We start from the raw sequence: 24,004 nt of genomic DNA, 5'->3' as shown, positions 1-24,004 counted from the left end.
GAGGATTGCCACAGAAGCATGGGACCGTTCAACTGCAAGGCTTCAGCCCTTGATCAGATTCTCGAGCTTCTTGATCGCCGTGTCCGGATTTTCCCCATAGGCGATCGTGCCTGCGAAACGCCCGCCATTGCCGAGCAGGAAGACCGAGGCCGTATGGTCCATGGTGTAGTCGCCGTTCGGATCCTTCTCGTCGACCGGCACTTTCTTGGCATAGACCTTGAAGCCCTTGATCATCTCGTTGACCTTCTGCGGCGGGCCGGAGATGCCCTTCACCCGGTCGGTGACATTGGAAATGTACTGGCCGAGCAGTTCTGGCGTATCGCGTTCCGGATCGACGCTGACGAAGAAACCGTTGAGCTTGGTACCGTCCGGATCGACCTGATGCAGCCAGCCATTCAGTTCGAAAAGCGTCGTCGGGCAGACTTCGGGGCAATGGGTGAAGCCGAAGAAGAGCGCGGTCGGCTTGTCCTGGAACGCCTTTTCGGTGATCGGCTGGCCGTTCTGGGCGACGAGCTGGAACGGCACGCCGAACGGGCCTTCCGCCAGATCCTGCTTCGAGCGCGTCACCTCGAAAGTGAGCCATGCCAGAATGCCCGCAAGCGCCACGACGGCAATCCAGAGGACGGTGCGAAATGTCTTCATCGGCATTCTCTTCTTAAAGGTCCGAACCGAGTTCGTTCGTTTGCCGGATCGATAGCCCCGAGCCGGCCCGAGCGCAATTCAAGAAGATGTTTTCGGACACAATCGCGCTGATTTGTCCCAGACGCCATGGAAGGCATCAGAAACACCAGGAAAGGCCGGTCTCCCCGAGAGAGAGAATGATGGAAGAGCCGAACTGAAGCCAGCCGTAGAAGGCCGCTGCGGCGATGCCGAGCAACAGCAGGCCTGCTGCTGCGACGGCCGGAAAACGATGACTGTTGGTGACGGCATCTCGGTTCATGTCTCATCGTACATCGCCCGCGCGGTTAACGGAAGCCCGGCCCGATCCGGATAGGGTTAGCATAACATTAACGTCTCTTTGAGACTTTATGAGCGCGAAGGTGGTTCACCCGAGTCGAAGCGACGAATGAGAGTACCGGTGCTGCATGGACGCACCGGCTCATCGCATTCGGCCGACAGCAAGGTTCCGAACCACACCGACATGACGTCATCGAGACCAGCGCATCTCTCGCTCCGCATCGTTTCGAAGCCTGCCGGACAGATCCGGCTTTGGGAGGACGTCCATCTACATGACCGAAACGGCGACCCGTAAGACATTTTCGGTGAACCAGCGCCTCTGGACGCTGGCTGGAGCAGCCTTTGTCGGCATAGGCACCATGCTGATTGTCGGATGGTATGAAGGCAGGCAGGTCGACCAGGCGCTTGCCCGGTCAACCGAGGTCCGGCATCTGGTGGACGTCGCAAACGAACTGCGAATCGCCAACCTGCGCCTTGTCCTCGCCGCCATGGATACGATCATCGACGCGGACGAACGGCAGATTCACCCCGACCGGCTGCAGGCCATCAATGATGGGATCAGGCAACTGTCCGAAGGAGGAGCGGACCTGAAGGCGCTCGCCGGTGCGGTGGGCAATCCCGCAATGGTTTCGACCTACGATGCCGACCTGAAGGAGGTCGCCAAGGCGATCCAGGGCGACCTCAAGGCCCTCGTTGAAGGCGGTGCGCCCGAAGAGGAATACGCCAGGCTCGATGATACGATCGACGGCGCCGGCGAACGCCTCACCAATATTCTGGCCGACCTCGCCAATGGCGGCGACGCGCTTGTCAGTGCACGCGTCCAGGAAGCAAATGCGCTCTCGGCAACCTCGCTTTACGTGCAGATCGGCTGCGGGCTGCTTGCGCTCTTCACAATGGCAATACTTCAGACCGTCCATGGCGGCGCCATCCGGCGCGGCATCGACGGCGTCCGCGCCAGCATGCAGCGGATCATCGGCGGCGACTATACGACGACCGTGTCCGGCACCGACCGCGGCGACGAAATCGGCGAAATGGCGCGCGCGACGGACATCTTCCGCCTTGCAGCCGTCGAACGCCAAACGCTGGAGGCCAGTCTCGCGGACGAACGACACCAGAACGAGCTTCGCCGCCAATCCCGCGACGAGGAGCAGAAAGCCGACGCCCAGGCGCTTCACTTTGCCGTCGATTCGCTGGGCGAAGCACTGAACCGCCTCTCCGAAGGCGATCTTTCCGCAACGCTGAGCCGCCCGTTCCGCGACGACCTCGAACGCCTCCGGCAGGATTTCAATCGGGTCGTCGAGCGGCTGCGTCACGTCATGACGGAAGTCACGACCAGCGCCAGTTCCATCGGCGCGAATGCCAACCAGATGCGCTCCGCCGCCGACGATCTTGCCCGTCGCACCGAAAAGCAGGCGGCGTCTCTGGAAGAGACGTCATCGGCGCTCGAACAGATCACCGCGACCGTCCGCAGCACCACCCATCGCGCCGAGGAAGCAAGCGAGATGGTGGGCCACACCAAGGATTATACCGAACAATCCACCACGGTCGTTCGGGACGCAACGGCTGCCATGGAACGGATCGAGGATGCAACGGCCGAGATCGGCAAGATCATCAACGTCGTCGACGAGATCGCCTTCCAGACCAACCTTCTGGCGCTGAATGCCGGCGTCGAGGCGGCCCGCGCAGGCGAGGCCGGCAAGGGCTTTGCGGTCGTCGCCCAGGAGGTGCGCGAACTCGCCGGACGTGCTGCGGGTGCCGCCAAGGATATCAAGGCGTTGGTGACCCGCTCCAATCAGGAGGTCAAGACGGGCGTGGATCTGGTGAAGGCCACAGGCGAAGCCCTCACGCGCATTGGCGATGATGTGCTGAAAATCAATGATCACGTTCACGCGATCTTCACTTCTGCGCGCGAACAATCCACCGGACTGACAGAGATCAACAGCGCAATCGGCCAGATGGACCAAGCAACCCAGCAGAATGCCGCCATGGTGGAGCAGAGCACCGCCGCGAGCCATTCTTTGGCAAGTGATGCGGAAACCCTCAGCCGACTGATCGGCCAGTTCCAGATCCGTGGCGGCAATGGCCCGCACGCCGTCGATGTCGCGAGCGCCTCCACGCCAGCAAAACCCTCCCCCGCACTGAACTTGATGAACAAGCTCGCGGGAGCATTCAGCAATAGCCCGGCCTCTGCCAGGAAGGCTTCGGGCTCCTCAGACAAATGGGAAGAGTTCTGACATGACCAATGCCATCAAGCAGTCCGGCGCGTATCTCGAGATCGTCTCCTTCCATCTTGGAGACCAGGAATTCTGCATCGACATCATGGCGATCCGCGAAATCCGCGGCTGGGCACCGGTGACCCCGATGCCGCACACGCCGCCTTACGTTCTCGGCCTCATCAACCTGCGCGGCGCGGTGATCCCGGTCATCGACATGGCCTGCCGCCTCGGCATGAAGATGACCGAGCCCTCCGAACGCTCCGCGATCATCGTGACGGACATCCGCGGCAAGCTGGTCGGCCTGCTGGTCGAACAGGTTTCCGACATGATGACCATCCGCGGCGAGGATCTGCAGCCGGCGCCGGAGATCATTCCGGAAGCCCAGCGCGCCTTCTGCCGCGGCATCGTGGCGCTCGAAAAGACCATGGTCTGCTTCCTGAACCTCGACACCGTCATCGCCGATGAACTGGAACGCGAAGCAGCCTGATTTTGCAGTGCAAACAGAGGCTTGGAGACTTCCGCCGCAAGCACCCGCGGCGGAAGGTTAACATATTGTAATCATTAATTTATTCATTACACAAATTTAAGAATAATATCCGGAACCGCTTTTGTGCGCTGCGAGTTCTTCCGTCGCAAAACGCCCAACCGAACCGCTTCAAAACTCTTCGGCTGGTTTACGAAGACAGGAGAATGACCATGAACAAGGCTTTTGCACTCGCAGTCCTGATGTCCGTCGCCACGATGGGAAGCGCCTATGCCCGTGAGATGGGTTCGATGGCAGTCCCGGCCGGCAATAATGATGTCCGGATCATCTATACCGATCCGGGCGCAGACGACAGCGCCCGCTTCCTCAGCATTCCGGATACCTTTGCCCATCCCGACCAGTCGACGGTCAAGGCAGCCCAGAACGAGGTGAGAACCGATTCCAGGCTCCGCCAGACGCTCGTCAGCCAGAATGTCGAACTGAACAACGTGGTCGGCATCGAAAAGGCGGCGGATGGCAGCAGGATCGTCTACGTCCGCTGATCCATGATCCCGGCAACCGGGCGTACCCGCCCGGTTCCCGCAGACGGCAGGCCGGATCAGGGCTGCGGCTTGCCGTTCTTCCAGACGGCGTTCTGGTTGTAGAGCGGAACCGTCGAAATCGCCATCTTCGCCGATCCCTCGACGACATGCCGCGAATGCGCGAGATAGACCAGGGTATCGTTCGCCTTGTCATAGATGCGCTTGACGAGAAGATCCTTCCAGATCAGCGAGCGGCCTTCGCGGAAGACTTCCTCACCGCCTCTGGACAGGTCGATATCGCCGATCTCGATCGGCCCGGTCTGCCGGCAGGCGATCGAGCTGTTCGACGGGTCTTCGAACCAGTTTCCCTGCTTCAGGCGGTCGATGATCGAGCGGTCGAAATAGGTGACGTGGCAGGTCACCCCCTTGATTTCCGGATCCGCAATCGCCTCCACGACGATGTCGTTGCCGATCCAGTCAACTCCGACCTTGCCGACCACTTCGGCGGAAGCTGGAATGGAGAGAAAGGCGACGGAAAGGGCAGCTGCGGATGCGAGGCGGTTCAGGCGTTTCATGGACAGGAACTCCGGTAAACAATCCGTGATCTGAGATAAGACGTGCCAGCGCCGTTACAAGCAGGCATGTCCGAATGTCTCACTTCAGACGACAGGTACAGGGATCATAGCCACCGGAGAAGAGGCGACCGACCTTCATGCCGATCGCAGCGGGAATATCGCGGACATGCGAAACCTGCAGGGAGCCGGCAATGGCAATCGTCGCTTCGGCACAGATCGCGGCATCCTCTGCCGCGTTGTGATGCGTAAACCGCAACCCAAGATGGTCGGCGAGAACATTCAGCTTGTGGGAGCCGAGATGAGGCCAGACCTTCTTGGCCATCTTCACGCTGCAGAGATAGGCAAGCTCGGGATAGCTCTGCCGATAGGCATCGAGGCAGGCGCGCCAGACGCTGAAATCGAAGGCGGCGTTGTGGGCGATCATCGTCGCCCCGTGGAAATCGTCGGCAAATTCGTCCATGACCTCGGGAAACTCACCCGCGTCTTCGACATGTTCCGGCCGGATGCCGTGAATGGCGATATTGAAGGACGAGAAGCGCATATCCTTGGGACGAATGAGCCGTTCCTCCACCCGCACGACCTCGCCGTCCTCGATCCATGCCAAACCTACCGAACAGGCGCTGCCGCGCTGTTCATTGGCGGTTTCGAAATCGATGGCTATGGTCTTCAAAGGCTGGTCCCGAATGGATGTCGACCGACTTCTACAGCCCGCGACCCGATTCGGCAAAGACGGGCGGTATGAACTCTTGACGCTTCGCACGCTCTCTGGCTTCATGCCGGTCATGACCAAGTTCGCCGCCCATATGCATCTTACCGTGACCATCCATCCCGCAGGGTGCGTGGCGGTTTTGGCGCGTTAGCCGGTCATCCGTCCACCAACCCTGCCAAAGCAAGGCAGGGTCGGTTCTCCCGCTCTGCTTCGGCGAAACGAAGGAGAGTATGATGAGTGAATTCGATACCCCGCCCCCGCTCGATCCGGATGCCCGATGGCCCACAGGCCTGTCGATCCGCGCACGCACGCCGGACGACGCTCCGGCGATCGCCACCCTGATCAACCTGCCCGGCTACCGCTACGGCACGTTGCGCATACCCCACCACACGCCAGACGAGGTTCGCAAGAACGTCGAGAATCAGTCCAGCAATTCCTTTGAACTCATCGCCGAGCTCGAAGGTCGCATCGTCGGCATTTGCGGGCTCAGCCGCTTTCCCAACCCGCGCCGGGCGCATGCCGGCAGCATCGGCATGGGCGTCCACGACGCCTATCAGGGCCGCGGCATCGCCAGGGCGCTGCTCGGCGAAATCCTCGCCATCGCTGACCGCTGGCTGAACCTGAAACGGGTCGAGTTGACCGTCTATACCGACAACGACCGCGCCATCCGCCTCTACGAACGGAACGGCTTCGTCAAGGAAGGCCACCTCCGCTGCTTCGGTTTTCGCGATGGCGAATATGTGGATGCCTATACGATGGCCAGAATTCGGACGTGAGCGTCACCCGCCGATAAAGGCCAGCCATTCGTCCTCGTCCATCACCTGGACGCCGAACTCTCTCGCCTTGTCGAGCTTGGAGCCGGCGCCCGGGCCTGCCACGACGAAGTCGGTTTTCTTCGAGACCGAGCCCGCCACCTTGGCGCCGAGGCTTTCTGCCCTCGCCTTCGCCTCGTCGCGGGTGAATTTTTCGAGCGATCCGGTGAAGACGACGGTCTTGCCGGAGACCGGGCTGCCGCTTGCGGCAATCTGCTCGGCCTCCTGCGGCGTCACCTCCTCGAGAAGCCGCGTGATGACCTCGACATTGCGCGGCTCCTTGAAGAACTCCACGATGGCGCGCGCCACGACCTCGCCGATACCCTCGATATTGTTGAGGTCGTCCCAGGCGTCACCGGAAAGATCGGCGGCCTCGTTCATGGCCTTCTCAAAGGCTTCGTAAGTGCCGTAGGCGCGGGCGAGCAGCTTGGCGTTCGTCTCGCCGATATGACGGATGCCGAGCGCATAGATGAAACGATGAAGCGCGGTCTCGCGGCGGCTATCGATCGCGTCGAAGAGCTTCTTGACGCTGACCTTGCCGAATCCTTCGATATTCTCCAGCTTCGTGAGCGGTGAATCCTCCTGCCGTTTCTTCAGCGTGAAGATATCGGGCGCAGTACGGACCTGCAGTGCCGGATCCTCGCTTTCGAAGAAGAAATCGATCTGCTTGGAACCAAGCCCCTCGATATCGAAGGCATTGCGTGACACGAAATGCTTGAGATGCTCAACGGCCTGGGCGCGGCAGACAAAGCCGCCGGTGCAGCGTGTCACCGAATCAAGCTTGCCCGTCTTCTCGTTCTTCTCGCGCACCGCATGGCTGCCGCAGACCGGACATTTCTTCGGAAACTCGTAAGGCACGGCGTCCGGAGGACGTTTTTCCATGACGACGTCGAGCACCTGCGGGATGACGTCGCCGGCCCGCTGCACGATGACCGTGTCTCCGATACGGATATCGTGCTCCTCCTCGCGGATGCGCTCGCCGGAATTGCCGATGCCCTTGATGTAATCCTCGTTGTGCAGCGTCGCGTTGGTGACCACCACGCCGCCGACAGTCACGGGCGTGAGACGCGCGACAGGCGTCAGCGCGCCGGTGCGGCCCACCTGGATATCGATCCTCTCCACACGGGTGAAAGCCTGCTCGGCCGGGAACTTGTGCGCCGTCGCCCAGCGCGGTGAGCGGGAGCGGAAGCCGAGCCTTCCCTGCAGGTCGAGCCGGTCAACCTTGTAGACCACCCCGTCAATCTCGTAATCGAGGTCCGGACGCTTTAGCCCGATCTGCTTGTAATGGTCGATAATGTCATCAACCGAGTTTAACCGCTTCATCAGCGGGTTGACCGGAAACCCCCATTCCTTGAATTTCTCCACCATGCCCATCTGGGTGTCGGCCGGCATTTCCGACATCTCGCCCCAGGCATAGGCGAAGAATTTCAGGTTTCGGCTGGCCGTCACTCTGGCGTCGAGCTGGCGAAGCGATCCGGCGGCGGTGTTGCGCGGGTTGACATAGGTCTGCTTGCCTTCCGCTTCCATCTGCGCGTTGAGCGCCAGAAAGTCGCTCTTGCGCATATAAACCTCGCCGCGCACCTCGATGACGTCCGGCACGCCGGTCGGCAGGCGGTTGGGGATTTCCTTGATGGTCCTGATGTTCTCGGTAACGTTTTCGCCGGTCGTGCCGTCTCCGCGCGTCGCTGCATTGACGAGCCGCCCGTGCTCGTAACGGATCGACATGGAGAGCCCGTCGATCTTGGGCTCCGCCGTAAACGCGATGGAACCATCCGGAAGCTGTCCGAGGAAACGGTAGACGGAGTTGACGAAGTCGCGCACGTCGTCGTCGGAAAACGTGTTGTCGAGCGACAGCATCGGCCGCGCATGGGTGATCGGCGCGAATGTCGGCAAAGGTGCGGCGCCGACGCGGATCGACGGGCTGTCGGCCCGGATCAGCTTCGGAAACCGCTTCTCGATCGCATCGTTGCGCCGCTTCAGCGCGTCATAATCAGCATCGGAAATCTCAGGCGCATCGTGGCCGTGATAGAGCTCGTCATGACGGGCGATCTCGGCCGCCAGATAAGCGAGCTCGGCTGCGGCCTGTTCTTCGGTCAGGTCTTCGACGGGCGTTTTTTCGACGGACATGTGGATGCACTCCTCGCGATCGCGGAGTCGTTTTTTTAGAGCAAATTTCCGCAATGGGAAGAGAGCGATGCGGGAAGGTCGCCCTAGACCCAATCGAGCGCATTGCGAAGCCTGATGCCGCTGACATGCAGGCTGCTCTGCCAGAGAGGCTTGAGAGGCTTCAGGCTGTCGACGACGCGAAGCGCGACACCCCGCGGCGCGAATTCCCGGTCCAGCCCGGACATCGCGGCAACACCGATCGGCACGACAGGCCGGCGGGCGACCCACATGCCGGCGTCATCGAGATCCTCGAACCCTTCAACCGGCATTTCGTAACGACAGATCGTTTCCCCGCTCAAACGATCGAGCCACACGCGTTCGACATAGGCTACGGCGCGCCAATCGCCGAGCCAGGATCGGCGGTCGTCCGCAAGCGTGTCCGGCTTCGCCCAGATCAGAATCCGGGGGCAATCGCGCGGAAAGAGATACATGAATTCGTGTGCTTCATCGATCGCCCAGACAAGCGGACCATTCAGCCATTCCTTGCCGGGTTGCCGCGGCGACGCAACCCGGACCGGCCGCGGCTCGAAGCGTTCGATACCCGGATCGTCGCTGAAATGGTAAAGCCGCATCTGCGATCAGCCGCCGCCGGCAAGCAGCCGCTTTGCCGCTGCCCGCGCCTCGTCCGTCACGGAAGCCCCTGCCAGCATGCGGGCGATCTCCTCCGTGCGGTGCTCCGGTTCCATCGTGGCAACCTGAGTGGCGATCTTGTCCGAGCCTTGCCCAGCCGGTCCCTTGGAGATCAAGAGATGGGTCGCCGCGCGCGCCGCCACCTGCGGTGCGTGCGTCACTGAAAGCACCTGCACCTTCTCGGAAAGCCGCTTCAGCCGCTGGCCGATCGCGTCTGCCACCGCGCCGCCGACGCCGGTGTCGATTTCGTCGAAGACCAGCGTCGGAGCCGAGCCGCGATCCGCAAGCGCCACCTTGAGCGCCAGCAGGAAACGCGACAACTCTCCGCCGGATGCAACCTTCATGATCGGGCCGGGACGCGTGCCGGGGTTGGTCTGCACATGGAACTCGACCGTGTCTATGCCTTCCGCAGTCGCAGCCTCGAGATCGCTTGCCACCTCCACCATGAAGCGGGCGCGTTCCAGTTTCAGTGCCGGCAACTCGGTCATCACGGCCTCCGCCAACGCCTCGGCGCCATGCCGGCGCTTCCCCGACAGGGCGACGGCCGCCCGATCGTATTCCGCCTTGGCGGCGCCCGTCAGCTTTTCGAGCTCGGCAAGCTTCTCCTCGCCGGCATCGAGGTCGGCAAGATCGGCGATCATCTTTTCGGTAAGCGCCGGCAGGTCGGCGACGGCAACGGAATATTTGCGGCCAGCGGCGCGCAATGCGAACAGCCGCTCCTCCACCCGCTCCAGTTCGCGCGGATCGAACTCGGTCTTCCGGAGCGCCGCCTCGATCTCCATCTGCGCGTTGGAGAGATGGTTGAGCGCCGTGTCGAGCAGTTCAACCGTTTCCTCCAGCAAGCCCGGCGCCTCATGGCTCTTGCGTTCGAGACGCCGCACCAGTGAACCAATCAGCGGAACTGGAGATGCATTGCCGTTGAGGAATTCGGAGGCTTCCGAAATGTCGCCGGCGATCCGTTCGGCCTTCTGCATGCGGGACCGCTGCTCGGCAAGCTCGTCCTCCTCTCCGTCCTGAGGTGCCAGTGCTTCGAGTTCCTCGACCGAGGCGCGGATGTAATCAGCCTCGCGGGCGGCAGCCTCCACCCTGGCCCGATGGGTCCGGAAGGCACGCTCGGCATCCTTCCAGGTCTTGTAGAGGCCGGAAAGCTGCTGGACCTCATCGCTCAAAGCGGCAAATGCATCGAGAAGCGTGCGATGCGCATCCGTATCGATCAATGCCCGGTCGTCGTGCTGTCCGTGGATTTCGACGAGAAGCTGCCCCGCCTGCCGCATGAGCTGAACGCTCACCGGCTGATCGTTGATGGAGGCACGTGTGCGGCCATCGGCGGACTGGATGCGGCGGAAGATCAGGTCGCCGTCGTCATCGATCCCGTTCTCCCGCAGAAGCTGACGGGCGGCGTGTGTGCCGGACACGTCGAAGACGGCAGTCACCTGCCCTTTCTCTTCCCCGTGCCGCACAAGGCCACCGTCACCGCGGCCACCGAGCGCGAGCGACAGACTGTCGAGAAGGATCGATTTGCCCGCGCCCGTTTCGCCGGTCAGCACCGAAAGGCCGGTCTCGAAGGCAAGATCCAGCCGCTCGATCAGAACGATATCGCGGATCGACAACTGGATCAGCATGTTTCCCCGATCTTGCGCTGTACCTTACGCGCCGATGAGCTTTGCTCCGGCGCGAGAAATCCACGAACCGCGATTCTCGCGAGGCTCGACGCCGCCGCTCTGCAACAGCTTGTAGGAATCGGCATACCACTGGCTGTCCGGATAGTTGCGTCCGAGAACGGCCGCGGCAGTCTGCGCCTCCTCGGCGATACCCATCGCATAATAGGCCTCCGTCAGCCGCGCCAGAGCCTCTTCCACCTGGTTGGTGTTGGAATACTGTTCGACCACGACGCGGAAGCGCTGGATCGCCGCGAGGTACTCCTTGCGCTCCAGATAATAGCGGCCGACCTGCATCTCCTTGCCGGCGAGCTGGTCACGCGCAAAGCGGATCTTGGCCTGCGCGTCCTCGACATATTCGGAATCGGGATAGTCCTTGATGACCTTGTTCATCGCTTCGATGGTGCGCATCGCAGCCTTCTGATCCTGCGTCACGTCGGCAATCTGCTTCGAATAGGCAAGACCGACCAGATACTGCACATAAGCTGAATCCTGCGATTGGGGATACTGGCTCATGTAGCGGTTGCCGGTGGTGATCGCCTCGTCGTTGCGGCCCAGCCGGTATTTGGTGAAGGTGCTCATGACGAGCGCCTTGCGGCCCCATTCGGTGAACGGGTTCTGCTTGTCGATCGCATCGAACTTGCGGCCTGCCTCGGCGAGGTTACCGGCCTTCATGTTGGCGAGGCCCTGGTTGTAGAGCGTTTCCGGCGGATCGGTCTCCATGCCGAGCTTTGTGATGTCGATATCGCGGTCCGATTGGCAAGCCGTCATGCCCAGACCGGCGCCAGCCAGCATCAGCGAGACAAGCGCCATTCTTGCCGTCTTACGCATTCCAACAGACCTTACATGGTTCATTCGACAGTTCCCGATCGTCCCGCGCATTGAAGCCCTGCCCCGAGCAGGCGGTTCTACCCATAAAAGCAAAGGGAGAGCAACGCAATGATGGCGCATTAATGCATTTTTGTGGCATTGCAGGTCGTCGCCCAAAAGAAAAGGCCGCCTCCGAGGAAGCGGCCAGGTGGACTGGATCATATTTTTTTCAGGCGAACCAGGGCGTCAGTTCCGGCACGCTGACCGGCACGAATTCCCCTGCCCGCACGCGAGCCGCACGCGACGACGGAGCCTCGACGACTTCGTAGGCCGTCGGATCGCTCATGAGCGCCTTCAGCGCATTCGCATTCATCTTGTGACCGCCGCGATAGGACCGGTAGCAGCCGATGAACTGTGCACCGGCCAGCGCCAGATCGCCGACGGCGTCCAGCGCCTTGTGGCGAACGAACTCATCCTCGTAGCGCAGACCTTCGACATTCACGACCGTATCATCGTCGGAAATGACGACCGAATTCTCGAGCGAGGAGCCGAGCGCATAACCGGCGGCCCAAAGGCGTTCCACATCACGCATGAAGCCGAACGTGCGGGCGCGGGAAAGCTCCTGCTTGAAAGTCTCCGGCGTCAGATTGCCTTCCCACTTCTGCCGGCCGATGAGCGGCGAGGAAAAGTCGATCTCGACTTCGAACCGGGTGCCGTCATGCGGACGGAACTCGGCCCAGGATGAACCCGAATCGATACGCACCGGTTTCACGACACGAATATAACGGCGCTTGATGCCGAGATTGACGATGCCGACCTGCTCGATCGCCTCGATGAAGGGATAGGAGCTGCCATCCATGATCGGCATTTCGCTGCCGTCGACATCGATCACGACATTGTCGATACCGAGAGCATAAAGAGCCGCCATGACATGCTCGATCGTGGCAATCCACCTTGCGGGCGAACTGCCGAGAACGGTGCACAGATCCGTCGGACCGACCTGAGAAGAGACGGCGCGGTATTCCACAGAACTGTCGTCTTCGAAAACGCGCGTGAACACGATGCCGGTACCGGCTTCGGCAGGCTGGAAGGTAATATCGACAGGCGCTCCGGAATGAACGCCTATCCCCGTCAAGGTTACCGGGGCGGCGATGGTGGTCTGGAAACCGAGCAATCCGATGGTCATTCCTACTGCCTTCTTTATCGTCGGATCCCTAAGGCAAAGTGATCCGAAATTCCTGGCGTCCAGAGACCAATCACCTGAATCGGGAGGCCTCATTCCGCGTCTTTCATCGCACTACATACGCAGCCGTCCGGCGCATTCCAAATCACTGTTCGTTTCCGATTGTTACGTTGTTAACTCCGCGTACGGGTTAAGAAAACGAGCAAAGGCCCGGATGCGTGATCCGGGCCTCTTTCACATTTCGTGACCGTTGTTAACTCAGTTCGACTGGCGGCGCAGGAAGGCCGGAATTTCGAGCTGATCGTCCTCGTGATGAGCCTGCGGAACGGCGCGGCCATGGTCGTCGAGGTTACCGCGACGCGGCGCATAAAGGCTGGCTTCCGGCGACAGCGGACGACGCTGCTGGGGAGCAGGAGCAGGAGCCGTCATGTCGCTGACCTGCTCTTCCTCATCGCGGCGGCCGAGCGAATTGGTGATTCGCTTCAGGAGCCCCATCGGACCACGCTCTTCCTGCACATGCTGTACGGGTTGAGCGCGGCGGTCCATCTCGGCCTTCACGACCGGCGGAAAGTCTTCAACCTTCGGCATGCGCACCGGTTCGACAACCGTCGAGACGGAAGGAGCGACCGGCTCATGGTGGACCGGCTGCGCCATGCGGGGCGCCGGCTGCGTCATTGCCGGAGCAGGCTGCGAGGCCGGAGCCGGACGGCTCGCGATCGGGGCAGGAGCGTCAACCGGGGCAGCACCGAAGATGCGGCTCTGCGGCCGGAATTCTTCATGATGATGTTGCATAGCCGGTTGGGAAGCGGCCGGCTGAGGTGCCGGGGCAGCCTGCTGCGGCTCGGGTATGGTGAGCTCGCGCTCCATCTCGGCCTCTGCCATGCGGATCGTCTCGGCGATCGGGTCGACAGCCGGCTTCGGAGCCGGGGCGGCCTGGGCAACCGGAGCCGGTTGAGCCGCAACGGACGGAGCCGACGACACGGCCGCAGACGGACGAATCACCGGCCTCTGAGCAGCGCGCATCTCAGCGGCCCGGATATCGACCGAGGCAGCGCCACGATCGATGCCGGTGGCGACGACCGACACGCGGATCAGGCCTTCAAGCGCTTCGTCGAAGGTCGCACCAAGGATGATGTTCGCATCCGGATCGACTTCCTCGCGGATGCGGGTCGCGGCCTCATCGACTTCGAAGAGGGTCAGGTCGCGGCCGCCGGTGATCGAGATCAGCAGCCCCTGAGCGCCCTTCATTGAGGTCTCATCGAGGAGCGGGTTGGCAATCGCCGCTTCCGCCGCCTGCATCGCACGGCCCGGACCGGACGCTTCGCCCGTGCCCATCATCGCGCGGCCCATCTCGCGCATCACCGACCGGACGTCGGCAAAGTCGAGGTTGATCAGGCCTTCCTTGACCATAAGGTCGGTAATGCAGGCGACACCGGAATAGAGCACCTGATCGGCCATCGCAAAAGCGTCCGCAAAGGTCGTCTTGTCGTTGGCAATGCGGAAGAGGTTCTGGTTCGGAATGACGATCAGGGTATCGACCGACTTCTGCAGCTCCTGAATTCCAGATTCGGCGAGCCGCATGCGACGCTGGCCTTCGAAGTGGAACGGCTTGGTGACAACACCAACGGTGAGGATGCCCTTCGAACGGGCGGCCTGCGCGACAACGGGTGCAGCACCCGTACCTGTGCCGCCGCCCATGCCGGCGGTCACGAAGCACATATGCGTACCGTTCAGGTGATCGACGATCTCGTCGAGGCATTCTTCAGCGGCGGCGCGACCAACTTCCGGCTGCGAGCCGGCGCCGAGACCTTCGGTGACCCGGACACCCATCTGGATGATCCGTTCAGCCTTGGTCATCGTGAGCGCCTGGGCATCGGTATTGGCGACAACGAAATCGACGCCTTCCAGCCCGGCCGTGATCATGTTGTTGACGGCGTTGCCGCCGCCGCCGCCGACGCCGAATACGGTGATGCGCGGCTTCAGCTCGTTAATTTCCGGCTTTTGCAGCTTGATGGTCATTGCAGCAGTTCCTTCTTCTTCAGGCCGCATCGCCGCCGGCCAATTCATTCCAACTCTTCTCTGAGGCAGTGGGCAGAAGCCCCCGCATCAAAAACTCTCCTTCAGCCACTGGCCCACGCGCGCCAGCCGGCCGTTGCCACTGCCAAGCGAAGCCATAAGCCCGCTCTGAGAGGCATGTGTTTCCATGTCCGCAACCTGCGGATAGATCATCAGACCGACGGCCGTCGAAAAGGCCGGGCCTTTGGCTGCCGCCGGCAAACCGGAGACGCCCATCGGACGGCCGATGCGGACGTTGCGCGCCAGGATGCGGCGGGCGGTCTCCGAAAGGCCGGTGAGCTGGCTTGCGCCGCCCGTCAGCACGACACGCTTGCCGACGATCGGGCTGAAGCCCGACTTCTGGATACGGTCGCGGATCAGTTCCAGGGTTTCCTCGATACGGGCCCGGACGATGCGGGTGACCAGCGAACGCGGCACCTGTGTCGGCTGGTCGCGGTCGTCCTCGCCGATCGGCGGCACCGAAATCACGTCGCGCTCGTCGCCGCTGTTCATCTGGGCCGAACCATGCACGACCTTCATGCGCTCCGCATCCTCGATGCGGGTCGACAGACCGCGCGCCAGATCGGTCGTGACGTGATGGCCTCCGAGGCTTATCGCATCCGTATGGACGAGCTTGCCTTCCGCAAAGACCGAGATCGTCGTCGTGCCGCCACCCATGTCGATTGCAGCGCAGCCAAGCTCGACCTCGTCGTCGACGAGGGCCGCGAGGCCGCTGGCATAGGGCGTGGCAACCATGCCCTCGACTGAAAGATGGGCGCGATTGACGCAGAGCTCGAGGTTCTTGAGCGTAGCGCGTTCGGCGGTGACCACATGCATGTCGACGCCCAGCTCGTCGCCGAACATCGCCAGCGGATCACGGATTCCGCGCTCGCCGTCCAGCGAAAAGCCGGTCGGAAGCGAATGCAGGATTGCACGGTCCTGACGCAGCGACTGCTGGCTTGCCGCGACGAGAACCTTCTTGAGGTCTGCCGCCTCGACTTCCTGACCACCGAGATCGATCGTTGCCGTATAGACGTCGCTTGCCAGCCGGCCGGCGGAGACGTTGACGATCAGGCTGTCGACGGTAAGGCCCGCCATGCGCTCGGCCGCATCGACCGCAAGCCGCACCACGCTTTCGGCAGCATCAAGATCGGCAATCACGCCCGACTTCACGCCGCGCGAGCGCTGATGGCCGATGCCGATGATCTCGATGTTATGGGTGCGTCCCGGCAGGACCTGGCTTTCCTGGCGCGGCGTCAGCCGGGCGATCATGCAGACCACCTTGGTGGAGCCGATGTCCAGGACGGAAACGACGTGGCTGCGCTTGGAGGAAAGCGGCCTCATGCGCGGCAGACCGAAATGGGAAGAACCGAAGACGCTCAAATTTGCTCTCCCGCTTTCTTAAGAGCCTTGGCCCGCGCTTCCAGCGCCTGCCCGCGACGCTCGACAGCGCCGGCGGTAAGCTGAATGGTCGTCCGGTCTTCGAGACGAAGATCGACGGCCGCAATGTCACGCTCCAGCACGCCCTGTTCCTTTTCAAGACGGGCAAGCACGGCAAGAGCCTTGGCGACATTGCTTTCCGGCAGCTTGAGTACGACACCGTTGTCGAGGTGCAGGTCCCAACGCCGGCCCGCGACGCGGACATAGGCTTTCACGCGGTTTTTCAGCTCGGGCCAGCCCGACATCTCCTCTTCGAAGGAAGAGGCAGCCGTCTCGGCATCGCGACCGACGAAGAGCGGAAGCGAGGTGAACTTGTTGTCGCGCAGCGGCGCGATCACGCTGCCGTTCTTCTCGATCAGCGAAAGCTCGGTACCGTGCTGCCAGATGCCGAATGCCTGACGCTCCTTGAGCATGACATCGATCGTCCTCGGGTAAACCTTGCGGACCTCCGCATATTCGACCCAGGGCAATTCCGAAAGCTTGCGGCGGGCCGCATCGATATCGAGCGCCACGAGCGATGTCGTGCCATCGAGGCCGAGAAGCTGGAGAATATCGATCTCCGAGGTTTGCTCATTGCCCGAAACGCGCACGTCTTCGATGGCGAAACCGACAGCCGCCGTCGTCGCCTGCGCGACCTCGTGACCGTGCCCACCGAGCGACATCCCGTAAAGGCCGACGGCAGCAAAGAAACCGAATGCCGACACGGTGCCCGTGTGGGGAGGAATATGAATTCGGCCCGTTGCAAGGCTGACGCAAAAACGCACCATCCGGCGAAGCGGCCGCGGAAGCACGCGACGCTCTTCGACACCGAGATAGAGAGCCTGAGAACGGCCGCGCGGTCCACCCGCTCTATTGCCGATCAACGCAAACACGTAGCATCCTCCACCATCCAACGGACCAGTTCACCAAAAGAGTGGCCGGCATGCGCGGCCATTTCGGGCACCAGCGATGTGGGGGTCATACCGGGCTGCGTATTGATTTCGAGCCAGATAATCTCACCATCCTCGGAGAAACGGTCGTCGTAGCGGAAGTCTGAGCGACTGACGCCCCGGCAGCCCATCGCCTGATGCGCCTTGAGCGCCAGTGTTTGAATCTTTTGGTAAACATTCGGTGAAATTTGCGCAGGAATGATGTGTTTCGAGCCACCTTCGGCATATTTTGCATCGTAATCGTAAAAAGCATGACTTACCGGCAGGATTTCCGTTACGCCAAGCGCCACATCGCCCATGACCCCACAGGTCAGCTCGCGGCCGTAAACGTAACGCTCGACGAGCACGTGATCCCCGTAACGCCATTCGGAGGAACCGATGACTTGAGGCGGATGCGGCTGATTCTCCCGGACAATGACGACGCCAAAGGATGACCCTTCGCGCACCGGTTTCACCACATAAGGCGGAGCCATCGGATGCGTGCTGGAAATATCGAAGCGGTTCATTGCCTTGGCTTCCGCAACGGGAATGCCGACCGCCTGAGCGACCCGCTTGGCCTGATGCTTGTCCATGGCGAGCGCAGACGCCAGAACGCCGGAATGGGTGTAAGGTATCTGCAGATATTCGAGAATGCCCTGGATCGTTCCGTCCTCGCCAAAAGGCCCATGCAATGCATTTAAGGCAACGTCCGGCCTGAGATCGGTGAGCACCGTCGCAATATCCCGCCCGACATCGACGCGAGTGACGCGATAGCCCTCACCCTCAAGAGCATCGGCACAGGCATTGCCCGAAGACAGGCTTACAGGCCGCTCGGAGGAAAGCCCTCCCATCAAAACAGCGACATGCTTGCCACTCATCGTTCACTCCCGAAAAAAGGACTTCAGTCTATGCCACGGCGCTTGCGCCAAACTCGTTCCGGAGGCGATTCCCACCGGATATAAGATTTGACTGCATTAGTGCCTCAATATGGTTAACAAATCGTTTACTTTGATTAATGCCACCGGGCAAAGGCATGAAAATAAAGGAAAAATCGAATGAGCGATTATTAACGTATTCCGTCATGACGCGAATGAGCGCCTGCATCGATACGGACTTCGAACTATTATTCTTGATGATTAAATCCGACCTGAATGACGTCCGGACGAGAAAAAGCCCGCGAGACCGACAATCTCGCGGGCTTTCTTTTAAGGCAGAATGCGGCTTACCTTCGGCCTGGATCGTTGCCGATCATTCCGAATCGTCCACAACCTTCCATGCCAGAGCGCCGAGGACCGCGCCGACGATAGGAGCCACCCAGAAGAGCCAAAGCTGCTCGAGCGCCCAGCCCCCGGCAATCACCGCCACGCCGGTGGAACGGGCCGGATTGACGGACGTATTGGTGATCGGGATCGAGATCAGATGGATGAGCGTCAACGCGAGACCAATCGCGATCGGAGCAAAGCCGGCCGGTGCCTTTGGCCCGGTCGCTCCCAGGATGATGAAGATGAAGAAGCCGATAAGAACGATTTCCGCAAGCAACGCGGAGGTCAGTGAATAACCGCCGGGTGAGTGCTCGCCATAGCCGTTGGACGCAAAACCGCCGAGCTGGAAATCGGCCTTGCCGGAAGCGATGAGATAGAGAACCAACCCTGCAACAATACCTCCGAGCACCTGGGCAACGACATACTGAAGGAGATTGGAGGCCGGCAATCTGCCCGCCACCGTCAACCCGACCGATACCGCCGGATTGAAATGTCCGCCGGAAATGCCACCGACGGCAAAGGCCATGGTAAGGACCGTCAGACCAAATGCCAGCGCGACGCCTACGAAGCCGATTCCAAGATCAGGAAATGCGGCAGCCACAACCGCGCTGCCGCATCCACCGAAGACAAGCCAGAAAGTGCCGAGGAATTCGGCTGCAAATTTCTTGAACATGTTGTTACATCCCCCTAATCGCGCGCCTCCGGCACGTGCCGGCATCAGGCGCGACTCACTTGATGCACAATGATTATGCAACGGCTGTTCGTGAACGCCCAATGAATAAGAAATGGCTGAAATATATTGTCCATTATCATACGCCTGGCGCGGAAAAACGAAACCAGAATATAAGAAAGATACCGCAAAATATTGATTTTACGGCATCTTGCAAGGATACTAGGCAGTAGTTTGGGGTATGGTCACTCGGTCGTGACGCCCTGGAATGGTCTGACCTCGCGACCTGGCATGAAGATGCCGAGCCGCTTGATTTCCCATTCAAGCTTGATGCCGGAATGTTCAAAGACGCGCTGACGGATGGTCTCGCCAAGATATTCCAGGTCGTAACCGGTCGCATGACCGATGTTGATCATGAAATTGCAGTGGAGCGAGGACATCTGTGCCCCGCCGCTCATCAGGCCACGGCCGCCCGCTTCGTCGATCAGTTTCCAGGCCGAATGGCCTTCCGGATTCTTGAAGGTCGAACCGCCGGTCTTTTCCTTGATCGGCTGCACCGTCTCGCGATGCTGGCGGACTGCATCCATCTCGGCGCGGATCTTCGCCCTGTCCTCGGGGTAACCTTCGAAGACAGCGTGCGTGAAGATCAGGTCTGCCGGCACCGATGAATGGCGGTAGCTGTAGCCCATCTCGTCCTTCGAGAACACATGCTTGTTGCCCTTGCGATCGACCGCATGGACTTCGACCACCCGGTCCGCCGTCTCCGTGCCGTTGGCGCCGGCATTCATGCGCAGCGCGCCGCCGATCGAACCCGGAATGCCGTAATAGAAGGCGAAACCACCGACCCCATTATCCATCGCCATGGCGGCGATATACTTATCGGGGCAAATGGCACCGGCCTGGATGCGGTTCTCGCCGACGAGATCGAGCCCGCCGAATCCCTTGGCGGAAAGGCGCAGGACTACGCCCGGAATGCCGCCGTCACGGACCAGCAGGTTGGAGCCGACGCCGACCACCGTCAGCGGCACGTCCTCCGGCAGGATCTTCAGGAAGGTGACGAGGTCATCGACGTCGTGAGGCTGGAACATAAGCTCGGCGAGACCGCCTGCCTGGAACCAGGTAACGCGATCCATCGGCGCATCCGGCGTCAGGCGCCCGCGCAGTTTGTTGACGTCATCCCCCAGCGACGCCAGCAGCTTTTCCCCATTCACCTGTTTCATTCCTTTTGTCCCGAAATATTTTCCAGTTCCTTCGGCAAGGCCGCCGCCCATTGCGTGATATTACCAGCCCCCAGAAGAACCACGAAATCACCTGGTTTCGCAATGCCCGATACAATCGAAGCAAGTTCGCCCGGCGATGCCATATAGCGCGCGTCGCGATGGCCACCCGAGCGGATGCGGGCAACCAGTGCTTCGGAACTGACACCTTCTATCGGCTCCTCGCCCGCGGCATAGACCGGCGCCAGGATAATGCTGTCGGCATCGTTGAAGCAGGTGACGAAATCCTCAAAGAGGCTCGACAGGCGCGTGTAGCGATGCGGCTGGTGAACGGCGATGATGCGGCCCTGGCAGGCCTCGCGCGCCGCCCTCAGGACCGCCTTGATCTCAACCGGATGATGACCGTAGTCGTCGAAGATCTGCACACCATTCCAGGTGCCGGTGAGCGTGAAGCGGCGTTTCACACCCCCGAAATTCGCAAGCCCCTTGCGGATATTCTCTTCCGAAATGCCGAGCCGGTTGGCGACTGCAATCGCAGCGGTCGCGTTCGAAATGTTGTGCCGGCCGGGCATCGGCAATGCCAGATCCTTGAAATTGAAGACGCGGCCGGTGCGGCGGCGGCGGATTTCCACATCGAAGATCGCGCGCGTGCCTTCCGTGCGAACGTTGGAGAAGCGCGCGTCAGCCTGAGGGTTCTCGCCGTAGGTGATGATCTTGCGATCCTCGATGCGCCCGACGAGCGCTTGCACTTCCGGATGGTCGAGGCAGAGCACGCCAAAGCCATAGAACGGTACATTCTCGACGAATTGCCGAAAAGCGGCACGCACCGCGTCGAAATTGCCGTAGTGGTCGAGGTGTTCCGGGTCGATATTGGTGACGACCGCAACATCAGCAGGAAGTTTCAGGAAGGTGCCGTCCGATTCGTCGGCCTCAACGACCATCCACTCGCCCTCACCCATCCGGGCATTGGTGCCATAAGCATTGATGATGCCGCCATTGATGACGGTCGGATCGAGCCCGCCAGCCTCCAGGAGTGTCGCAACCATCGAGGTTGTGGTGGTCTTGCCATGCGTACCGCCGATCGCGATCGCATTGCGGAAGCGCATCAGTTCGGCGAGCATTTCGGCACGGCGCACGATCGGCAATGATTTTTCACGCGCAGCGATCAGCTCGGGATTGTTCTTCTTGATCGCGGTCGACACGACGACAACTTCCGCATCGCCCAGGTTTTCTTCCCTGTGGCCGACAAACACCGGAATGCCCTTGTCGCGCAGCCGTTGGACATTGGCGCCGTCGGCCTGATCCGAGCCTTGCACCTTGTGGCCGAGATTGTGCAGAACCTCGGCAATGCCGCTCATGCCGATCCCGCCGATGCCGATGAAATGAACAAGCCCTATGGCCTTCGGCATCTTCATGCCCGCACTCCCCAATCTTCTGATTTACCGAAGTCCTTCGACGTCCTGAATTCCGCAATCGACTTGCGTTCGGCTATAGCCACGACCATATCCGCGAGCAAGCTCGCCGCGTTCGGATGTCCTGCCGTCTTGGCGGCGGTGGCCATTTTTTCCAGGCGATCCGGTTCCTTCATCGCAGCCGAAATGAGCGATGCCAGCTTTTCCGGCGAAAGCTCCGATTGCGACACGACCTGCGCTCCTCCGGTCGCCACGAGTGCCGCTGCATTAGCAGCCTGGTCATGATCCAGAGCATGCGGGTAAGGCACGAGAATGGCGGGCCGTCCGATCACTGCGATCTCGGAAACCGTGGAAGCACCCGAACGGCAGATGACGAGATGTGCAGTCGCCAGACGTTCGGCCATGTCCGAGAAGAACGATGAGATATCGGCCGGTGCGTTCAGTTTGGCAAAGCAGGAGATCACGCGATCCTTATCTTCCGGCCGCGCCTGCTGGGTGACGACAAGGCGGTCGCGCTCGGCCTTGTCGAGCAGGCTGAGCGCCGTCGGCACGACCGAGGAAAAATACTGAGCACCCTGACTGCCGCCGAAAACGACCAGCCGGAATGGATCGCTGCCGCGGGATGCAATGTAGGGAATATTAGAGGCAGCCAACACCGCCGGTCGCACCGGATTGCCGGTCGTGACGGTCTTGTCCGCATAGGGACCATCGTTCTCCGGCAGGAAGCCGCCGGCGATTGCCTGCACCTTGCCCGCCAACGCCTTGTTGGCGCGGCCCATCACGGCGTTCTGTTCGTGGATCATCGACGGCACGCCCATGGAGGTCGCCGCCATCAGCGGCGGCACGGTGGGGTAGCCGCCAAAGCCGACGACCGCGAGCGGCTTCAATTTGCCGACCAGGCGGCGGGCGGCGCGAAGCCCCGTCCAGAGCCTCCAGCCGGTACGGGCGACCGCAATCGGATTTTTCGAGCCCAGCGTGGCGGAAGGAACCACATGAATCTCGTCGGCCGGAAATGTGCCCGCGAAACGCTCCGCTCGGCTGTCGGTAACGAGATGGACGGAATAGCCCCGCGCCTTCAACTCATGCGCGAGCGCCTCCGCCGGAAATACGTGACCGCCGGTTCCCCCGGCGGCGAGAAGGATGATGCCCTTGGTCATCTACATTTACTCCGCCGGTACGCCTTGAGCGACACGGAACAGGCTCTTCTCCTTGGCCCGCTTTTCCGGGCGGTGACGCGTAAGCGCCAGAATGAACCCCGCCGTGATGCAGATAGCGATCATCGACGAGCCGCCATAGGAAATCAAAGGCAGCGTCATGCCTTTGGCCGGCATAAGTTCCAGATTGACGCCGATATTGATCAGCGACTGCATGCCAATCTGCAGCACGAGCCCCGCCACTGCAAAGCGGTTGAAGTCGTTGCCTTCCTTGAAGGCATGATTGAGGCCCCGCAACACGACGAAGGCGAAGACTGCCACCAGCGCCATACAGAAGATAATGCCGAATTCTTCCGCTGCAACGGAGAAGATGAAGTCAGTATGGCTGTCCGGCAGGATGCGCTTGACAATCCCCTCGCCCGGTCCCTGGCCAAACCAGCCGCCCTGCAGGATCGCTTCATGCGCCGTCTCGATCTGAAACCGGTCGCCTTCGCCCGTCAGGAACTTGTCGAAACGCGCGGTCACGTGGGGCAGCATGTAATAGGCCGCAAGAATGCCGCCTGTCCCGACACCGCCGAGCAGGACGATCCAGAGCCACGGCATGCCGGCCATGAAGAACATGCCGCCCCAGACGACGCTGGTGAGGATGGTCTGGCCGAGGTCGGGCTGGGCGACGAGCAGCGCCGCGACGATGCCGAACAGGATAATGGCGAAGAGATTGCCCGGAATTTCTGGCTGACGCGCATGCTCGGCAAAGAGCCAGGCGCAGACCACAACGAAGGCGGGCTTCATGAATTCGGAAGGCTGGATTGAGAACGTGCCGACACCGATCCAGCGCCGGGAACCCTTGACCTCAACGCCGAAAAACAGCGCCAGCACCATCAACGCCAGGGAAATGACGAGGAGGATGATCGCCGTGCGGCGCACCTGCCTCGGCGTCAGGAAGGAAAGACCGATCATCACCGCCAATGACGGAAGGATGAAGAGCGCATGCCGCTCGACGAAATGGAAGCTTGGCAGGCCGATTCGCTCGGCAACCGCCGGTGAGGCCGCAAAGGAGAGCATGAAGCCGATGCCCATCAAAAGCACGAAGGCGACGAGGAAGAAACGGTCGATCGTCCAGAACCAGTCTGCGAGCGGCCCTCGGTCTGCGCGGCTTACCATC

Annotated in this window: 22 protein-coding genes; 4 read left to right on the top strand and 18 right to left on the bottom strand. The window is 61.2% G+C overall.

The window, feature by feature from the left end:
• Positions 1–42: 42 nt before the first annotated feature.
• Together ABK249_RS16450 and ABK249_RS16445 are read right to left on the bottom strand one after the other, a co-directional pair.
• Entirely contained in the window at positions 43–642 is a 600-nt protein-coding gene (locus ABK249_RS16450; RefSeq protein WP_227703042.1) for an SCO family protein, read from the bottom strand.
• Between the two features lie 136 nt (positions 643–778).
• A complete protein-coding gene (locus ABK249_RS16445) occupies positions 779–940 on the bottom strand; it encodes a hypothetical protein (RefSeq protein WP_161784740.1) in 162 nt (53 codons plus the stop codon).
• 289 nt (positions 941–1,229) lie between these two features.
• On the opposite strand from ABK249_RS16445, the gene ABK249_RS16440 reads away from it, so the two are divergent.
• The 3 genes from ABK249_RS16440 (at position 1,230) to ABK249_RS16430 (ending at position 4,199) form a co-directional block, all read left to right on the top strand.
• Entirely contained in the window at positions 1,230–3,191 is a 1,962-nt protein-coding gene (locus tag ABK249_RS16440; protein WP_348863360.1) for a methyl-accepting chemotaxis protein, read from the top strand.
• 1 nt (position 3,192) lies between these two features.
• Positions 3,193–3,660 carry a chemotaxis protein CheW gene (locus ABK249_RS16435; RefSeq protein ID WP_037147467.1) on the top strand — a complete coding sequence of 156 codons (468 nt, stop codon included), beginning with the start codon at positions 3,193–3,195 and terminating at the stop codon, positions 3,658–3,660.
• A 209-nt stretch (positions 3,661–3,869) separates the two neighbouring features.
• Positions 3,870–4,199 carry a hypothetical protein gene (locus ABK249_RS16430; RefSeq protein WP_037147471.1) on the top strand — a complete coding sequence of 110 codons (330 nt, stop codon included), beginning with the start codon at positions 3,870–3,872 and terminating at the stop codon, positions 4,197–4,199.
• Positions 4,200–4,255: 56 nt separating this feature from the next.
• On the opposite strand, the gene ABK249_RS16425 is transcribed toward ABK249_RS16430, so the two are convergent.
• Together ABK249_RS16425 and ABK249_RS16420 are read right to left on the bottom strand one after the other, a co-directional pair.
• Positions 4,256–4,753, bottom strand: coding sequence for a CreA family protein (locus tag ABK249_RS16425; RefSeq protein WP_348863359.1), 498 nt, complete (start codon positions 4,751–4,753; stop codon positions 4,256–4,258).
• A gap of 79 nt (positions 4,754–4,832) precedes the next feature.
• Complete coding sequence (locus tag ABK249_RS16420; RefSeq protein ID WP_037147475.1) at positions 4,833–5,423, bottom strand: 3'-5' exonuclease; 591 nt, start codon at positions 5,421–5,423, stop codon at positions 4,833–4,835.
• A 272-nt stretch (positions 5,424–5,695) separates the two neighbouring features.
• On the opposite strand from ABK249_RS16420, the gene ABK249_RS16415 reads away from it, so the two are divergent.
• A complete protein-coding gene (locus ABK249_RS16415) occupies positions 5,696–6,238 on the top strand; it encodes a GNAT family N-acetyltransferase (protein WP_348863358.1) in 543 nt (180 codons plus the stop codon).
• Between the two features lie 3 nt (positions 6,239–6,241).
• Here the strand turns inward: ABK249_RS16415 and ligA are convergent, their stop codons facing one another.
• The 14 genes from ligA to ftsW form a co-directional block, all read right to left on the bottom strand.
• Positions 6,242–8,401, bottom strand: a complete 2,160-nt coding sequence (gene ligA / locus ABK249_RS16410; RefSeq protein ID WP_348863357.1) for an NAD-dependent DNA ligase LigA — start codon at positions 8,399–8,401, stop codon at positions 6,242–6,244.
• Positions 8,402–8,484: 83 nt separating this feature from the next.
• Positions 8,485–9,012 carry a DUF6886 family protein gene (locus ABK249_RS16405; RefSeq protein WP_348863356.1) on the bottom strand — a complete coding sequence of 176 codons (528 nt, stop codon included), beginning with the start codon at positions 9,010–9,012 and terminating at the stop codon, positions 8,485–8,487.
• A 6-nt stretch (positions 9,013–9,018) separates the two neighbouring features.
• A complete protein-coding gene (gene recN, locus ABK249_RS16400) occupies positions 9,019–10,692 on the bottom strand; it encodes a DNA repair protein RecN (RefSeq protein WP_348863355.1) in 1,674 nt (557 codons plus the stop codon).
• Between the two features lie 24 nt (positions 10,693–10,716).
• A complete protein-coding gene (locus ABK249_RS16395) occupies positions 10,717–11,583 on the bottom strand; it encodes an outer membrane protein assembly factor BamD (RefSeq protein WP_037147486.1) in 867 nt (288 codons plus the stop codon).
• A gap of 184 nt (positions 11,584–11,767) precedes the next feature.
• Positions 11,768–12,724, bottom strand: coding sequence for a UDP-3-O-acyl-N-acetylglucosamine deacetylase (lpxC, locus tag ABK249_RS16390; RefSeq protein ID WP_348863354.1), 957 nt, complete (start codon positions 12,722–12,724; stop codon positions 11,768–11,770).
• A gap of 255 nt (positions 12,725–12,979) precedes the next feature.
• Positions 12,980–14,740, bottom strand: coding sequence for a cell division protein FtsZ (gene ftsZ, locus ABK249_RS16385; RefSeq protein ID WP_348863353.1), 1,761 nt, complete (start codon positions 14,738–14,740; stop codon positions 12,980–12,982).
• An 87-nt stretch (positions 14,741–14,827) separates the two neighbouring features.
• A complete protein-coding gene (gene ftsA / locus ABK249_RS16380) occupies positions 14,828–16,159 on the bottom strand; it encodes a cell division protein FtsA (protein ID WP_348863352.1) in 1,332 nt (443 codons plus the stop codon).
• Positions 16,156–17,088, bottom strand: coding sequence for a cell division protein FtsQ/DivIB (locus ABK249_RS16375; protein WP_407721176.1), 933 nt, complete (start codon positions 17,086–17,088; stop codon positions 16,156–16,158). Before ABK249_RS16375 ends, ftsA begins: the two co-directional genes overlap by 4 nt.
• Complete coding sequence (locus ABK249_RS16370; RefSeq protein ID WP_348863351.1) at positions 17,076–18,002, bottom strand: D-alanine--D-alanine ligase; 927 nt, start codon at positions 18,000–18,002, stop codon at positions 17,076–17,078. Before ABK249_RS16370 ends, ABK249_RS16375 begins: the two co-directional genes overlap by 13 nt.
• Before the next feature lie 370 nt (positions 18,003–18,372).
• Positions 18,373–19,059, bottom strand: coding sequence for an aquaporin Z (gene aqpZ / locus ABK249_RS16365; protein ID WP_348863350.1), 687 nt, complete (start codon positions 19,057–19,059; stop codon positions 18,373–18,375).
• Positions 19,060–19,301: 242 nt separating this feature from the next.
• The gene (gene murB, locus ABK249_RS16360; RefSeq protein WP_348863349.1) at positions 19,302–20,276 is read right to left on the bottom strand and encodes a UDP-N-acetylmuramate dehydrogenase; all 975 of its coding nucleotides are present in this window, start codon (positions 20,274–20,276) and stop codon (positions 19,302–19,304) included.
• Entirely contained in the window at positions 20,273–21,688 is a 1,416-nt protein-coding gene (gene murC, locus ABK249_RS16355) for a UDP-N-acetylmuramate--L-alanine ligase (RefSeq protein WP_348863348.1), read from the bottom strand. The genes murB and murC overlap by 4 nt, the downstream gene beginning before the upstream one ends.
• Positions 21,685–22,842 (bottom strand): undecaprenyldiphospho-muramoylpentapeptide beta-N-acetylglucosaminyltransferase, encoded by a 1,158-nt coding sequence (murG, locus tag ABK249_RS16350; RefSeq protein ID WP_052182703.1) that lies wholly within the window; start codon positions 22,840–22,842, stop codon positions 21,685–21,687. Before murG ends, murC begins: the two co-directional genes overlap by 4 nt.
• Before the next feature lie 6 nt (positions 22,843–22,848).
• The gene (gene ftsW / locus ABK249_RS16345; protein ID WP_210053339.1) at positions 22,849–24,003 is read right to left on the bottom strand and encodes a putative lipid II flippase FtsW; all 1,155 of its coding nucleotides are present in this window, start codon (positions 24,001–24,003) and stop codon (positions 22,849–22,851) included.
• Position 24,004 lies beyond the last annotated feature (1 nt).

Origin of the sequence: Neorhizobium phenanthreniclasticum, from assembly GCF_040066075.1 — a bacterium.
Classification (GTDB): domain Bacteria; phylum Pseudomonadota; class Alphaproteobacteria; order Rhizobiales; family Rhizobiaceae; genus Neorhizobium; species Neorhizobium petrolearium.
The sequence above is the reverse complement of the archived record's forward strand: the minus strand, read 5'-3'. Positions and strand labels throughout refer to the sequence as shown.